The following is a 14,958-nucleotide window of genomic DNA, read 5'->3' as shown; positions in this document are numbered from 1 at the left end:
GTGCACGGTTCCTCGGGAGCCCCCGATCCCTCCATAACAGGCAAACAGTCGACACGAAAGTTTGTTGGACAATCTATGGACTGAACCAGCCGAATGCTGTTCAACCCGGTTCGCCATGGCAGTTGTTTCCGAAGACCAGACCGCGTCCCAGCCGATAAAGACCGAGACTGAAGCCAATGCGCGGCGCGTGGCGCTGATCGTCGCCATCGCCTTCTTCATGCAACTCCTGGATTCGACGATCATCTCGACATCGCTGCCGCAGATGGGCGCTTCCTTTGGCGTGCCGGCGGTGGCAATGAGCATCGGCATCACCGTCTACATGTTGACGATGGCGGTGTTCGTGCCGCTGTCCGGGTGGCTGGCCGACCGGTTCGGCGCGCGCAACATTTTCCTGGTGGCGATCGCCCTGTTCACGCTGGCCTCGCTCGCCTGCGGTGTTTCCAGGGACCTGACCGAATTCGTCGCCGCACGGGCCGTGCAGGGGCTGGGCAGTGCGCTGATGACCCCGGTCGGGCGCATTCTCGTCCTGCGCAATGCATCTAAATCCGAGCTCCTCAACGCCACGGCACTGATCACCTGGCCGGCGCTGTTCGCGCCTGTGGTCGGGCCGGTGCTGGGCGGCTTCATCACCACCTACCTGTCCTGGCACTGGAACTTCTTCATCAACATTCCGCTTGGACTGATCGGGCTGGCGCTGGTCGGCCGCTTCATTCCCGGTGACCGCGAGGCCGACGCCAAGCCGCTCGACTGGCCGGGGTTCTTCCTGACCTCGCTCGGGCTCGCCTGCCTGCTCTATGGCCTCGAACGCATCGCGCATCCGGAGGACGGCCTGCTGCCGACCGCAGCCCTGCTTTCCGCGGGCATCGCCATCGGCTTCATTGCCGTGCGGCATCTCTACCGGGCGCCGCATCCGCTGCTCGACCTCTCGTCTTTCAAGGTGCAGACCTTCGCCATCTCGACGCTGGCCGCCGGAACCATCTTCCGTGTGGCGATCAACGCCACGCCTTTCCTGCTGCCGCTGCTGTTCCAGGTCGGTTTCGGCCTCTCGCCGGTCGATGCCGGCATGATGATCCTGGCCTATTTCCTCGGCAATCTCGGCATGAAGACGGTGACCACGCCGACGCTGCGCCGTTTCGGCTTCCGTTCGGTGATGATCGTCAACGGCATCATCGCGTCGGCGTCGATCATGGCTTGCGGAGCGATCTCGCCGCAGACACCGCAAGCGCTGGTGATAGCGCTGATGCTGATCGCCGGCCTGTCGCGTTCGATGCAGTTCACCGCGCTCAACACGCTGGCCTTCGCCGATATAGCCGCGCCGCAACGCAGCTCGGCGGCGACGCTCTCCTCCATGCTGCAGCAGGTGGCGATGCTGTTCGGGGTCGCGGTGGCGGCGGCGATCCTCAACCTGTCGCAGATCGTAAGGGCCCAGCCGGCGCTCGACCTCGTCGATTTTCGAATCGCCTTTCTCGTGATCGGGGCCATCGGCCTCGTCACGTCGTTCCGTTTCCTGGCCTTGCCGAGGAGCGCCGGCGCCGAGGTTTCCGGGCACGGCGCTCGGAACTGAAAATCGGCTTTCCGGGCTGATCGCAGGGTTAAATTCCGCCTTGTGCTTTCGGCTTGGTGCGGTGTGTTCGCAGATGCGCCCGATCCCGAAAACAATTGCCAAAAACGCAGGAGTTTCCGGGCATTGCGCCAGTTTTGGCAATCGATGCGTCCACTCCAGGAATCCTGCCGACGGACAGCTTTTTGAACGCGGATTCATTTGACGAAACGGCGCTGAGCCGATTAGCTTTCCCTCAGGGATGGCAGCGCTGCCATCGGGGTGAAGCAGACAATGAACGCGATCGGCCGGCCGAGTTTCAGGAGCCTGAACCAGGAAGGCATTGTCTTTGCCATAGCGGTCGCGCTGTTTGCCGCCGCCGCGATAGGCCTGCCGGGTTTCCTCACCGCCGACAACATTGTCGCCATCGTGCGATCGGTGTCGGTGCTGGGCATTCTGGCGCTGGGCATGGCGGTCGTCATCATCGGCCGTGGCATCGACCTGTCGGCGGTGGCGATCATGGCGATGTCGGTCGCGTGGTACCTGCAACTGCTGAACACGGGAACGCCAGACGGGCTCGCCTTCGCCTATGTGCTGGTGGGCGTGCTCGCCATCGGCCTGCTCAATGGCTTTCTCGTCGCCTATGCCGATGTGCCGGCGATCTTCGTGACGCTCGCCACCGGCTCCTTCGTCTTCGGCTATGTGCGCTCGCAGCTGATCACGCAGGACGCGGTGCCGGTGCCGCAGGGCCATTGGGTCGAACTGCTCGGCGGCCTGCGCTTCCTCGACATTCCGGTCGAGGTGTTCGTCTTCGCGGGGCTTGCCTTCCTGTTCTTCCTGTTCCTGCGCTACACCAAATGGGGCCGCTACATCTATTTCGCCGGCGACAATCCGGTTGCTGCCCGTAACATCGGCATTCCGGTGCGGCCGATGCTGGTGCTGCGTTATGTGCTCTCGGCTTTCGTGGCGCTGATCGCCGGCCTTTTGACAGCCGCCAGCCTGCATTCGATCAACACGCGCGTCGTCAATTCGACGCTGCTCTACGACATAGTGCTGGTCGCGGTGATCGGCGGCATCGGCCTGTCGGGCGGCAGGGGCGGGGTGCGCAACGTGCTGGTGGGAGCCGCATTGATCGGCATCCTGCTCAACGCCATGACAATCATCGACATTCCGCTGCTCTACCAGAACCTGATCAAGGCGGCGATCCTGCTCGGCGCCATCATCGTCGACGGCATCATCAATCCCCGCGACGAACAGACTGCGCAGCAGGGCGACATTTAGAGCAGATGGGCCAGCCCATCTGCTTGGGGGTACCCGGAGCGATCACGACGATCGGCCGGCAATGAAAACCGAACCAGAGGACGTGACATGAAACTGATCAGAACATTGATGGCCGCGGCCACGGCGCTCGCCGTTACCGCCTTCGTGGCGCCGACCTTCGCGGCCGACGATCCCGGCCCGGCCGCCTACGCCAAGGCGCTCAACGGCAAGCGCGTCATGCTGGTGCCGCTGGCGATGGGCTTCGACCTGGCGCAGGGCTGGGCACACTATCTGAAGAAGGAAGTCGAAGGCTGGGGCGGCACGTTCGAGACGCGCGATCCGAACTGGGTCGTCGATGCCGGCGCGCAGGCCATCACCGACGCCATCTCGTCCGATACAAGGCCTGATGTGCTGATCATCCACGCACCTGACCTGAACTCCTATTCCAAGCTGATGAAGAAGGCACAGGCCGCCGGCACCTATGTGATCCTGGTCGACAATCCGGCCAATTTCCCGGCCGACGCCTTTGTCGGCAGCGACTGGGATCGTCTCGGCCAGCTCGAGGCCGAAGCCGCGATCAAGGGCTGCGGTCCGAACTCCTCGAAGAAGATCGGACTGGTGCAGGGCGACCAGGCGAACTCTTCGAGCCTCTATCAGTATGCCGGCATCATGAAGGTGCTGGACAAGAATCCCGACTTCAAGGTCGTCGCCAAGCCCGACTCCAACTGGGATGCGACCACCTCGCGCAACGTGACGACGACCATGCTGCAGCAGAACCCTGATATCTGCTCGATCATCGACTTCTGGGATGGTGACGCCACCGGGGCGTCCGCGGCGATCCGTGACGCCAAGCTCGATGGCAAGGTGTTCCTGGTCACCACCGGTGGTGGCGAAAAGGCCGCCGACTGCGACAAGCTGGCCGATGGCACGTATGGCGCCGTGGTGATGACCGACCTCGCCCGCCAGTCGGGCGACATGAACGCCATCATCAAGTTCCTGCTGCAGAGCGGCCAGCCGGCCGGCACCTCGCACACCTACATCTACACGCTGGAGAAGGCGACGACCAAGGCCGACCTCAAGCCCGACAGCTGTTGGGATCTCAAGGCGCTGCAGGCCGAAGCGGCGGCGAAGTAAGCCCCGCCGTCGAATAGACTCCACGAGGTGGCCGGATCAGTTCGGCCGCCTCTTTCTCTTGAGTAATGGCTGCCGATGTCCTTTCGTGAACGCCTTCAGTCCTGGCGCTACAATCTCGTGCCCGACCATCTGGTTGGCGAGATCCTGACCAAACGCTGGACCGACAACGCTATCCCGTTCCTGGCGCTGGTGGCGACGCTCGGCGTCTTCGGCTCGGTCATTCCGGGCTTCTTCAAACTTTCCTCGCTGCAGGAATCGACCCGCCAGCTCGGCGAGTTCTCGATGGTCGTCACCGGCATGACGGTGGTGATGCTGGGCGGCGGCATCGATCTTTCGGTCGGCTCGATCTTCGCGCTGTCCTGCTTCTCGGCCGTCTATGTCTTCTTCATTCTGGAACAGTCGATCTGGCTGGCGCTGGTCGCGGCGCTCGCCACTGGCCTCATCTTCGGCGCCATCAATGGCTACCTCGTCGGCTATCTCCGTCTGCGCGCTTTTTTGACCACGCTGGTGACTTTCATTTTCGGGCGGGCGCTGTTCGACATACTGGTGACGACCTACGCCGCCGATGTCCAGCTTTCCCAGGCAAGCTCGGATGTGCTCGACTTCATCGGCGACGGCACGTTCTGGGGCCTCTCGGTCTCGGTGTGGCTGGCCATCATCCTGGCCATCGTCACGCATATCGCGCTGACGCGCTCGCGCCCGGGCTGGCATGTGCTGGCCGTGGGCGGCTCCAGGCGCTCGGCGCACAATGCGGGTATCCGCGTGCGCCGCACCGTGTTCATGACCTATGTCTTTTCCGGCTTCTGCGCCTCCATCGGCGGGTTCCTCATCGCCTGCCGGCTGAGCGGGGCAGGGCCGGGCACCGGCCTCAACCTGGAGATCATGGCGCTGACGGCGGCGGTGGTCGGAGGCGTCAGCCTGGGCGGCGGGCGCGGCTCGGTGGTCAAAGGGCTGATGGGCGCCATCATCGTGCTGACCATGACCAACGGGCTGATCCGGCTGGGCTACGGCACCGGTACCAACCAGATGGTGCTCGGCATCATGCTGGCCGTCGCCGTCACAATCGATATCCGCTGGCTGAAGAACCGCCACAAGGTCCTGAACGAGGTCTATGTCGCGCCCGTCTATCTCAAGATGGGCGAGACGCAGTCGGCCGTGCCCGGCTCGGGCACTCCTTACCAACTCGACAACCGGCTGTCGGTGGCCGACCATATCGGTCTTGGAGAACTGGAAGGCCCCGAGGACGTCATCCTCGATCGCGACGACCATCTCTATTGCGGCACGCGCCATGGCGAGATCGTTCGCTTCTTCGCGCCGGATTATGTCAGGTCGGAAGTCTTCGCTCATATCGGCGGCTTTCCGCTGGGGCTGGCCTTTGACAAATCGGGCAACCTGATCAGCTGCGTCGGCGCCATGGGGCTCTATTCCGTCTCGCCGGAGCGGGAGGTGAAACGCCTGTCGGCGGAGACATCGCGCTCCTGGACGTCGATCGTCGACGATGCGCGGCTGCGCGATCCCAACGACTGCGACATCGCGCCTGACGGCCGCATCTATTTCACGGACTCGACCAAGCGCTACGATGCCCATGACTGGGCGCTCGACTCGATCGAGAACCGGGCCACGGGGCGGCTGCTGGTCTACGATCCCAGGGATGGCTCGACGAAGACGCTGCTCGACGGCTACCGCTATACCAACGGCGTGTGCATGGCGCATGACGGCAAGTCGCTGTTCTTCGCCGAAAGCTGGGCCTGCCGGGTGCACCGCTACTGGCTGGAAGGGCCGAAGGCCGGCACCGCCGAATGCGTCATCCGCGACATGCCGGGCTATCCCGACAACATCAACCGCGCTTCCGACGGCAATTACTGGATGGCGTGGCTCGGCATGCGCACGCCGAGCTTCGACCTGTCGCTGCGCCATCCCGACATGCGCAAGCGCATGACGCGCCGGCTGCCGCAGGACGAATGGCTGTTCCCCAACATCAACACCGGCGGCGTGGTGAAGTTCAACGAGAAGGGCGGCATCGTCGAGGCCATGGGAGACCTCTCGGGCGCGGCCCATCCGATGGTCACCTCCATGCGCGAGCACAAGGGCTATCTGTTCGTCGGCGGCATCCTCAACAACCGCATCGGCCGTTACAAGATTGCGGGCGCCGACCCGGACTGGACCAGCCCGGCTTCCTACTGGGGAGCAAAATCATGATCCTCGATCCGATCCTTGATGTGTTTCGCGGCAAGGCGGTCACCATCCCGCCGCTCGACGGCGCCTTCCGGCCCAACACGCGGCTCGACGATGCGCCAGCATTTGCCGAGCTGATCGAGCCGGACAATCTGCTGGCTTCCAGAGACAGGTTGTTGGCCTCCAGCGGCAACGCCCTCTATTCGATTGCTGCCGGCGTCGCGCCTGTCGTGGTCGAGACCTTTCCATCTGCGGTGACGGCGCTGGCGTTGTCACCATCGGGCGAACTCACGGTGGGGCTCGAAACCGGCAAGCTGCTGATCTCGGGCAAGGAAGTGTCGCTGCCGGCTGGTATCCGGTGCATCACGGCCTTGGCCTATGCCGAGGACGGCGCGCTGTGGCTGGCCAATGGTTCGGCCGAGCATGCACCGTCGCAATGGGCGGCCGATCTGATGACGAAAGGCGCGTCCGGTTCGCTTTGGAAACGCGATGCGGCGGGCGGCGATTTCCGCAAGCTGGCCGGAGAACTTGCTTTTCCCTATGGGCTGCACCCCATCGGCGGCGACGTGCTGGTCAGCGAAAGCTGGCGCCATCAGCTGGTCCGCTTCGGCGCAGCAGGCAGCGGCACCACGATCCTGGCACATCTGCCCGGCTATCCCGCACGGCTGTCGCCCGCGAGCGATGGCGGCGCCTGGCTGGCCCTGTTTGCACCGCGCAACCGGCTGATCGAGTTCGTGCTGCAGGAAACGCACTACCGGCGCGATATGATCGACCAGGTGCCGCCGGCTTACTGGATAGCTCCGGCGCTGGCCTCCAGCCGCAGTTTTCTCGAACCGCTGCAATGCGGCGGCATCCGCACCATGGGCATTCACAAGCCGTGGTCGCCAAGCCGCTCTTACGGGCTGGTGGTCAGGCTCGACCAAAAGATGCAGCCGCAATTCAGCCTGCACAGCCGCGCCAACGGCACGCGCCACGGCATCTGCAGCGTGGCGGACAGGGATGGCAAGCTGTTCATTGCTTCGAGGGGCGGCGACTGCGTGCTGGCCATCGACACGGGAGCTCTCTGATGGAGCCGATCGTTCGCCTGGAAAACGTCACCAAAAACTATCGCGGCGTGCCCGCGGTGAAGAATGTCACGTTCGATCTGCGCAAGGGCGAAATCCACGCCCTGCTCGGCGAGAACGGTGCGGGAAAATCGACGCTGACCAAGATCATCGCCGGTGTCGTCGAGGCCACGTCAGGCAGGATGTTCCACAACGGCCGCGAGATCGCCTACGCCTCGCCGCACGCGGCGCTCGAAGCCGGCATTGCCATGGTGTTCCAGGAAACCAGCCTGGTCCCGTCGATGACGGTGGCGCAGAACCTCTATCTCGGGACCGAGAAATTCCTCAACCGGCTGCGCGGCACGTATATTTCAGCACAGCAGTTCCTGCAGTCGCTGAATTTTCCGGTTGACCCCAACGCCATGGTGGCCACCCTTGGCGCGGCCAAGCGCCAGATGGTCGAGATCGCGCGCGCGGTGCACCACAATGCCGAGATCATCATTTTCGACGAGCCGACGGCGACGCTGACGCCCGAGGAAAAACGCCACTTCTTCGCTTTGATCCGCCGGCTGAAGGCGGGCGGCGTCTCCATCGTCTTCATCAGCCATGCGCTGGAAGAGGCGCTCGCCATCGCCGACCGCATCACCATCCTGCGCGATGGCGAACTGGTCATCACCGACGACACGGCAGCCTTCGACCGCGACAGGATCGTCGCGGCCATGGTCGGGCGCACGCTGTCCGGCCAGATCTACCGCCAGCGCGACGAGGCGAAACTGCGCAAGGCTGGCAAGAAGGTGCTGTCGGTGCAGGACATTTCGATGAGCAATGTCGTGCGCAACAATTCCTTCTCCATCTTCGAGGGCCAGATCACAGGCGTGTTCGGGCTGATCGGTTCCGGCCGCACCGAGACCTTCAAGATCGTGTCGGGCATCTACAAGCGCGATTTCCTGCGCGGCGGCACGATCGAACTGGATGACAGGCCGGTGCGCTATCTCGTGCCCAGCGAAGCGGTGGCCGACGGCATTGTCTACGTCACCGAGGACCGCAAGAGCGAAGGCATTTTCGAGACGATGGGCATCGCCGAGAACCTGTTCGGCGGCCTGCTGGCGGCGGGCCGCGAAAAGGCCTGGGTGATCAACCAGCAGGAGATGCGGCAGCTTTCGGCGGAATGGACCAGGACGCTCAACATCAAGGCGATCAACGACAATGCGCGCGTGGTCGAGCTTTCCGGCGGCAACCAGCAGAAGGTGGTGATCGGCAAGGGGCTGGTGCAGAAGCCGCGCATCGTCATCTTCGACGAGCCGACGCGCGGGGTCGATGTCGGCGCCATCGCCGAGATCCACCAGATCATCAACCGGCTTGCCGACGAGGGCCTGGCCGTCGTCGTCATCTCGTCCTACTTGCCGGAGATCATGAACCTGTCGGACCGGATCCTGGTGTGCCGGCAGGGGCGGATTGTCGAGGAATTTTCACCGGCGGAGGCGACGGAGGAGAAGATCATGTACGCGGCGGTACATTAGGGCTCTGCTGATGCCGGCGCCTTTTTCGACGTTGCAGAAAGAGGTGGTAAAGTCGCGGCCAGCCCCTTCTCCCCGTCACTATACGGGGAGAAGTGCCCGGCAGGGCGATGAGGGGCGGCGCTGAGCTTGGCGATTGGCTGTCCGCACAAAGGCGCCGAGTCTGTGGCGAGCGGGTGACGCTCGGCAAACCTCCCTGTTCGAAATGTCGGCACTGCCCCTCACCTGCCTGCCGGCATCCTCTCCCCGTATAGTGACGGGGAGAGGGGACTGGTGGTCTCGGGTTTCGCCAATTGTCGGCGTTGCAGAGTGGACGCCAAGGTTGCGGATGGGGGCAATTCAGTCTGCATCACAGATGGTTTAACGAGATTTCTCACACCGTGTTCGAACGAAAGGACCACCCCATGGCCACCACAAAACTCCTCAGCGATACCGAGGTCGATGCGATCCCGGCGGTGAAAGCCGTGTTCGACGATATCAGGGCAACGCGCAAATCCGACTTCGTCAACAATTTCTGGCGCGGGCTGGCCAATGATCCGGCGTCGCTGAAGCGGGTGTGGGAACAGTTGAAGGCGGTGATGGTTGCCGACAGCGCTATCGACCCGCTGACCAAGGAAATGATCTATATCGCGGTGTCGACCGCCAACGGCTGCTCCTATTGTGTTCACTCGCACACGGCGGCGGCGCGCGCCAAGGGCATGACGGACGCACAGCATGGCGAGCTCGTATCGATCATCGGGCTGGCCGGCCAGACCAACCATCTGGTCACGGCGATGCAGATCCCCGTCGATCCGCAGTTCGAGGTGAAGTGAGGCCGCATTTGGTCCTTCACCGCGCCGGCCCTCCACAGGCGCGGCGGGTACATTTGTCCCCATGCTGTTAAGGAAGTGACATGTAAGGGCACTAAGCAGGCCCCATGCGAAGCCGCTTGCTCCTGGTTCTCCGGGGCCGGCTCTCGCGATGGAGCCGGCATGAAAATCGTCCAGATCACAGATACGCATTTCAGCCCGACCAAGCCGCATTTCAACGGCAATTGGGAACCGCTGGCCAGCTGGATCGAGCAGAGCGGGGCGGATCTTGTCGTCCACACCGGCGACCTCAGCGTCGATGGCGCCGATAGGGATGACGACATCGGCTTCTGCATGGATCTGATGCGGGAAATCAGGCAGCCCATGCTGCTGGTGCCAGGCAACCATGATGTCGGCCATCTGCCGGGTTCGCTACAACCCGTCAATGCCGGGCGCCTCGAGCGCTGGCGCCGGCTGGTCGGCCCCGACTACTGGGTCGAGGATGCCGGGATGTGGCGCTTCATCGGGCTCGACAGCCTGTTGATGGGCTTCGAAGACGCCGAGGAAGACGCTCAATTCGAATGGCTGCAAGCGGCGCTGGACAGCCGTGGCGGGCGCCGCGTCGCGTTGTTCGCCCACAAGCCGCTGTTTATCGACAAACCCGGCGAAGGCGATACCGGCTACTGGAGCGTGAGACCCGCGCAACGCCAGCGCCTTTACGATCTGATCGCGGCCCACGATGTCGCGCTGTTCGCCAGCGGGCACCTGCACCGCGCCTGGCAAGGCCTCTACAAGGACACGTCGCTGATCTGGGGTCCGTCCGCGGCTTTCGTCGTCGGCGACATGGAGCGCGACATGCCGGGCGAGCGGCTGCTTGGCGCCGTCATCCACGATTTTGGCGAGGGGCTCGCCAGCGAGATCGTCGCGATCCCCGGCATGACAGTCCATGTCCTCGATGACGTGGTCGAGGAAGTCTATCCGCACGAAGCGCACAAGGTCCGGCGGAAGGTCGCGTCATGAGCGCGCTGTCGCTGCGCGATGTGAGGAAGTCCTTTGGCGGCAACGCCATCCTCAACGGCATCAGTCTGGATGTCGAGCAAGACGAATTCATCGCGCTCGTCGGTCCGTCGGGCTGCGGCAAGAGCACCTTGCTGCGCATTCTGGCCGGCCTCGACCATGCCGACAGCGGCGGCATAATCGTTGGCGGCAAGGACATGGCTCCAGTCGCGGCGGCCGACCGCAACATCGCCATGGTGTTCCAGTCCTACGCGCTCTATCCGCACCTGACCGCCGGCCAGAACATCGCCGTTCCGCTCGCCATGAAGCGGCTCAGCCGCTCGCAGCGGCTGCCGCTGATCGGCGCGTTGCTTCCCGGCCAGAAGGGCATTCGCGCCGGTATTTCACGCGATGTGCGCGAGATGGCGAGCGTGCTCAAGATCGATCAGCTGCTCGACCGCAAGCCGGGGCAGATGTCGGGCGGCCAGCGTCAGCGCGTCGCGCTGGCGCGCGCCATGGTGCGCCAGCCCTCGATCTTCCTGATGGACGAGCCGCTTTCCAATCTCGACGCCAATCTGCGCGTCCATGCGCGCGGCGAGATCGTCGAACTGCACCGCCGGGCCGGCGTGCCGACGCTCTATGTGACGCACGACCAGGCCGAGGCGCTTTCGATGGCCGACCGTGTCGCGGTGATGATCGGCGGCCATCTGCTGCAGCTCGCCGCGCCTGAAGCGATCTACAACGATCCAGCCCATATCGAGGTCGCGCGTTTCGTCGGCCAGCCCAGGATCAACATCCTGCCGGCTGTCGCCGACACCGGCCGTGTCGACTACCAAGGCGTCCGGCTGGCGCTGCTGGAGAAAGTGGCGAATGGCCCGGTCAGCCTCGGCATCCGGCCCGAGTTCGTCAAACTGGCCCCCGATGGACGCAGCGGTCTCGCGGGGCGGATCGAGCGCGTCGAATTCCTCGGCTCGGAGGTGATCGCCCATTGCCGGCTCGATCTGTCCGGCGATGCGGTCGTCGCCAAGCTCGCGCCACATGAGGCGATGGACCTGATCGGCGGCATGCCGGTGGGGGTCTTGCTGCCTTCCGAACAGGCCATGGTCTTTGGCCCCGGAGGGACGGCGGCTGCGCATCGCCAATATGGCCGCCACACCGCAGGAACCGGCCTATGTCTAGCGTCGCGGTTGCGGGGATCGTCCCGGATGCCGCCGCGCTTCACCGGCGCAGCGAAGGCCGCACGGCCTGGCTGCTGGCGACACCGGCAATCGTGCTGTTGCTGCTGTTCGTGCTCCTGCCGGTGGCCGCTGTCGTCTTTCTCGGCTTCACCGATTTCGAGCTCGGCTACGGCAAGTTCCGCTTCGTCGGCTTTGAGAACTACGCGCATCTCTTGAACGACCGCACCTTCCGCAGGTCACTGTGGAACACGTCGGTCTATACGGCGATCGTCGCTCCGGTCTCGATCGTGCTCGGCCTGGGCGTCGCCCTGTTGATCGAGGGCGAGGGGCGGGCGCGCGGGTTCTTCCGCACTGTCTATTTCCTGCCCGTCGCCTCGCTCATCGTCGCCATGGCCACTGTCTGGCAATACATCTTCCATCCCACGATCGGCCCGCTCAACGCGCTGCTGTCGCTTGCCGGCATTCCCGGCCCGAACTGGCTCGGCGCCTCCAACACCGTGCTCTACAGCCTGTCGATCATCGGCATCTGGCAGTCGGTCGGTTTCAACATGGTGCTGTTCCTGGCCGGCCTGACGGCGATCCCGCGCGAACTCTATGCCGCGGCCCATGTCGACGGCGCCAAGTCGGCGCTCGACCGGTTTTTCCTGGTCACCTGGCCGATGCTCGGGCCGACGACGCTGTTCGTCGTCACCATCAGCGTCACCAATGCGGTGAAGGTTTTCGAGACGGTGAAGATGCTGACCGACGGCGGGCCCAACAAGGCGTCCGAAGTGCTGCTTTTCACCATCTACCAGGAAGGCTTCGTCTATCTGCGCGTCGGCTACGCTTCCGCCATGACGGTCGTCTTCCTGGCGATCCTGGTCGTACTGATGTTCTTGCAGTACCGCGTGCTCGACCGGCGGGTGCATTACACATGAGCAACACCGCCATCCCGGCCGGCCGCATCATCCGCTTCGCGCTGCTGTCGCTCGGCGCGCTGATGATCCTTGCGCCCTACATCTTCATGATCTCTACAGCGGGCAAGACGCAGAGCGATATCTTCACCGCCGCGCTGTCGCTCGTCCCCCAGCATTTCTATTTCGCGGAAAATTTCGCCAAGGCGTTCGCCAAGGTGCCGATGGCGACGCTGTTGTGGAACGGCGTCGTCGTGTGCGGCCTGATCTTCTTCTTTCAGGTGTTGGTCGCCATCCCCTGCGCCTACGCCATGGCCAAGCTGAAATTCCCCGCGGCGCGATTGATGATGGTGCTGGTCATGCTCGGCCTGCTGGTGCCGATCCACGCAACGGCGCTGCCGCTCTATGTCGCCTTCGACCGCATGTCTCTGCTCAACAGCTACACCGCGCTGGTGGCGCCGTTCACCATATCGGTGTTTGCGATCTTCATGTTCCTGCAGTTTTTCCGCGCCATGCCCGACGATCTTCTCCACGCCGCGCGGCTCGACGGCATGTCCGAACTCGGCATCGTGGCGCGCGTCATCGTGCCCAATGCCTGGCCGGCGGTGACGGCCTTCGCGATCTTTTCCGTCGTGGCGCACTGGAACGACCTTTACTGGCCGCTGATCGTGGTCAGCAAGCAGGCCTACGCCACGCCGCCCCTCGGCCTGATGTATTTCCGCGCCGCCGAAGCCGGCGACGACTACGGCGCGCTGATGGCCGCCACGCTGATCATCACCCTTCCTCTCGTCGCCGCTTTCCTGCTCGCGCAGAAGCGCTTCGTCGAGGGCATCACCATGACCGGTCTCAAAGGCTGACCGGCCCGAAACCGACTGGCTAACAAGGAGCACCAGAGATGAAGCACTTTTCCAGGATTTTCGCTGCCGCGGCGGTGTCGCTGGCGGCGGCGCTGCCGGCCTATGCCGAGACCACGCTGACCGTCCACTACCCGATGCCCGGCTTCTTCAAGAACGTGATGGACACGATCTCGAAGAAATTCATGGAGGAAAATCCCGACATCAAGATCCAGTTCGCCAGCCCGTCGGCGACCTATGAGGAAGGCATCCAGACCATCCTGCGCCAGGCCGGCACCGACGAGATGCCCGATATCACCTTCATCGGCCTCAACCGCCTGCGCATGCTCAACGAGCGTGACGTCGCCGTCGATCTCGGACCGCTGGTCAAGAAGGACGGCAACATGGCCGAGCAGGGCTTCTCCGACACGATCCTGAAGCTGGCGCAGGTCAACGGCAAGCAGATCGGCCTCGCCTTCGCCACCTCCAACCCGATCATGTATTACAATGCCGACCTGGTGAAGGCGGCCGGCGGTGACCCGGACAATCCGCCCAAGACCTGGGACGAGGTGATCGCGCTCGGCGGCAAGATCAAGGCACTCGGCAACGGCGTCGACGGCATCGACTTCCGCTGGCAGGGCGACGACTGGATGTTCTCGGCGCTTTTGTTCGGCGCCGGCGGCAAGATGCTGAACGAGGATGAAAGCAAGGTCGCCTTCAACGGTCCGGAAGGCGAGAAGGCGGTGGAGATCCTGGAGCGGATGGTGAAGGAGGGCGGCATGCCGGTCTTCACCAAGCCGGCCGGCGAACAGGCTTTCGCGGCCGGCAAGGTCGGCTTCGAATTCCAGACCACGGGCGCGCTGGTCAACACGATCAAGAACGTCGGCGACAAGTTCACGTTGCGGACCGCCAAGATCCCGCTGATCGATCCGGTCAACGGCCATCTTCCGACCGGCGGCAATGCCGTCGTCATCCTGACCAAGGACACGGCCAAGCAGGAAGCTGCCTGGAAGTTCGCGAAATTCGCCGCCGGCCCTTATGGCGCCTCCGTCGTGGTGCCCGGCACGGGCTATGTCCCCAACAACGAGCTGGCGGCCAAGTCACCAGACTATCTCGGTGATTTCTACAAGAAGAACCCGCTCTTCCAGGCCGGCCTCAGCCAGATGCCGCTGATGGTCCCGTGGTACGCTTTCCCCGGCACCAACGGGGTCAAGGTGACGCAGACCATCGTCGACAATCTCTCGCGGATCGTCGACCAGTCGGCCTCGCCTAAGGAAGCGCTCAATGACGCGGCCAGCGATGTCGAAGGCATGCTGCCGACGCAGTAGGGGTTTGTAGTGGCTTCTTCCTTCCCCGCAAGGGACTACGCTTTGCACGCGTCTTTTGTGACTGGCGTGACGGATCGGCGCGAGGCTTGATTGCTACGTGGTTCCCCCAATCCGTCGCTGCTTCGCAGCGCCACCTTTCCCCCCTCCGGAGGGAAAGGAAGGGAGCTTTGCTGGGCGAGCGTTGACGACAAAAAGCCAGGCGCCTTTCCTCTCCCCCGTCGATCGGGGGAGAGGTGTCGAGCGAAGCTCGGCGGAGTGGGGGTCGACCAGCGC

11 protein-coding genes and 1 pseudogene are annotated in these 14,958 nt (G+C 63.8%); all 12 read left to right on the top strand.

The window, feature by feature from the left end; all coding sequences use genetic code 11:
• The first annotated feature begins 115 nt into the window (after positions 1–115).
• Positions 116–1,564 carry a DHA2 family efflux MFS transporter permease subunit gene (locus FFS37_RS28420; protein ID WP_137934290.1) on the top strand — a complete coding sequence of 483 codons (1,449 nt, stop codon included), beginning with the start codon at positions 116–118 and terminating at the stop codon, positions 1,562–1,564.
• Positions 1,565–1,834: 270 nt separating this feature from the next.
• A complete protein-coding gene (locus tag FFS37_RS28415) occupies positions 1,835–2,821 on the top strand; it encodes an ABC transporter permease (protein ID WP_137934289.1) in 987 nt (328 codons plus the stop codon).
• 87 nt (positions 2,822–2,908) lie between these two features.
• Positions 2,909–3,934 carry a sugar ABC transporter substrate-binding protein gene (locus FFS37_RS28410; RefSeq protein WP_137934288.1) on the top strand — a complete coding sequence of 342 codons (1,026 nt, stop codon included), beginning with the start codon at positions 2,909–2,911 and terminating at the stop codon, positions 3,932–3,934.
• A gap of 75 nt (positions 3,935–4,009) precedes the next feature.
• Positions 4,010–6,133, top strand: coding sequence for an ABC transporter permease (locus tag FFS37_RS28405; protein ID WP_137934287.1), 2,124 nt, complete (start codon positions 4,010–4,012; stop codon positions 6,131–6,133).
• Positions 6,130–7,176, top strand: a complete 1,047-nt coding sequence (locus FFS37_RS28400; RefSeq protein ID WP_137934286.1) for an NHL repeat-containing protein — start codon at positions 6,130–6,132, stop codon at positions 7,174–7,176. The genes FFS37_RS28405 and FFS37_RS28400 overlap by 4 nt, the downstream gene beginning before the upstream one ends.
• The gene (locus FFS37_RS28395; RefSeq protein ID WP_137934285.1) at positions 7,176–8,672 is read left to right on the top strand and encodes a sugar ABC transporter ATP-binding protein; all 1,497 of its coding nucleotides are present in this window, start codon (positions 7,176–7,178) and stop codon (positions 8,670–8,672) included. The genes FFS37_RS28400 and FFS37_RS28395 overlap by 1 nt, the downstream gene beginning before the upstream one ends.
• Positions 8,673–9,073: 401 nt before the next feature.
• Positions 9,074–9,481 (top strand): carboxymuconolactone decarboxylase family protein, encoded by a 408-nt coding sequence (locus FFS37_RS28390; protein WP_137934284.1) that lies wholly within the window; start codon positions 9,074–9,076, stop codon positions 9,479–9,481.
• 159 nt (positions 9,482–9,640) lie between these two features.
• Positions 9,641–10,477 carry a metallophosphoesterase family protein gene (locus FFS37_RS28385; protein WP_137934283.1) on the top strand — a complete coding sequence of 279 codons (837 nt, stop codon included), beginning with the start codon at positions 9,641–9,643 and terminating at the stop codon, positions 10,475–10,477.
• Positions 10,474–11,661, top strand: a pseudogene (locus FFS37_RS28380) (ABC transporter ATP-binding protein); the annotation flags it as partial. The gene FFS37_RS28385 and the pseudogene FFS37_RS28380, both read left to right, overlap by 4 nt.
• Positions 11,625–12,548 carry a carbohydrate ABC transporter permease gene (locus tag FFS37_RS28375; protein ID WP_137934282.1) on the top strand — a complete coding sequence of 308 codons (924 nt, stop codon included), beginning with the start codon at positions 11,625–11,627 and terminating at the stop codon, positions 12,546–12,548. The pseudogene FFS37_RS28380 and the gene FFS37_RS28375, both read left to right, overlap by 37 nt.
• Positions 12,545–13,381, top strand: a complete 837-nt coding sequence (locus FFS37_RS28370; protein WP_137934281.1) for a carbohydrate ABC transporter permease — start codon at positions 12,545–12,547, stop codon at positions 13,379–13,381. The genes FFS37_RS28375 and FFS37_RS28370 overlap by 4 nt, the downstream gene beginning before the upstream one ends.
• 38 nt (positions 13,382–13,419) lie before the next feature.
• The gene (locus tag FFS37_RS28365) at positions 13,420–14,685 is read left to right on the top strand and encodes an ABC transporter substrate-binding protein (RefSeq protein WP_137934280.1); all 1,266 of its coding nucleotides are present in this window, start codon (positions 13,420–13,422) and stop codon (positions 14,683–14,685) included.
• The last annotated feature ends 273 nt before the right edge of the window (positions 14,686–14,958 follow it).

The sequence above is a fragment of the Mesorhizobium comanense genome (assembly GCF_005503535.1).
Lineage (GTDB): Bacteria > Pseudomonadota > Alphaproteobacteria > Rhizobiales > Rhizobiaceae > Mesorhizobium > Mesorhizobium comanense.
The sequence above is the reverse complement of the archived record's forward strand: the minus strand, read 5'-3'. Positions and strand labels throughout refer to the sequence as shown.

Coding starts and splice junctions, on each gene's coding strand:
- FFS37_RS28420 (WP_137934290.1), top strand. CDS start 116: ATGGCAGTTGTTTCCGAAGACCAGACCGCGTCCCAGCCGATAAAGACC.
- FFS37_RS28410 (WP_137934288.1), top strand. CDS start 2,909: ATGAAACTGATCAGAACATTGATGGCCGCGGCCACGGCGCTCGCCGTT.
- FFS37_RS28390 (WP_137934284.1), top strand. CDS start 9,074: ATGGCCACCACAAAACTCCTCAGCGATACCGAGGTCGATGCGATCCCG.
- FFS37_RS28395 (WP_137934285.1), top strand. CDS start 7,176: ATGGAGCCGATCGTTCGCCTGGAAAACGTCACCAAAAACTATCGCGGC.
- FFS37_RS28405 (WP_137934287.1), top strand. CDS start 4,010: ATGTCCTTTCGTGAACGCCTTCAGTCCTGGCGCTACAATCTCGTGCCC.
- FFS37_RS28385 (WP_137934283.1), top strand. CDS start 9,641: ATGAAAATCGTCCAGATCACAGATACGCATTTCAGCCCGACCAAGCCG.
- FFS37_RS28365 (WP_137934280.1), top strand. CDS start 13,420: ATGAAGCACTTTTCCAGGATTTTCGCTGCCGCGGCGGTGTCGCTGGCG.
- FFS37_RS28370 (WP_137934281.1), top strand. CDS start 12,545: ATGAGCAACACCGCCATCCCGGCCGGCCGCATCATCCGCTTCGCGCTG.
- FFS37_RS28375 (WP_137934282.1), top strand. CDS start 11,625: ATGTCTAGCGTCGCGGTTGCGGGGATCGTCCCGGATGCCGCCGCGCTT.
- FFS37_RS28415 (WP_137934289.1), top strand. CDS start 1,835: ATGAACGCGATCGGCCGGCCGAGTTTCAGGAGCCTGAACCAGGAAGGC.
- FFS37_RS28400 (WP_137934286.1), top strand. CDS start 6,130: ATGATCCTCGATCCGATCCTTGATGTGTTTCGCGGCAAGGCGGTCACC.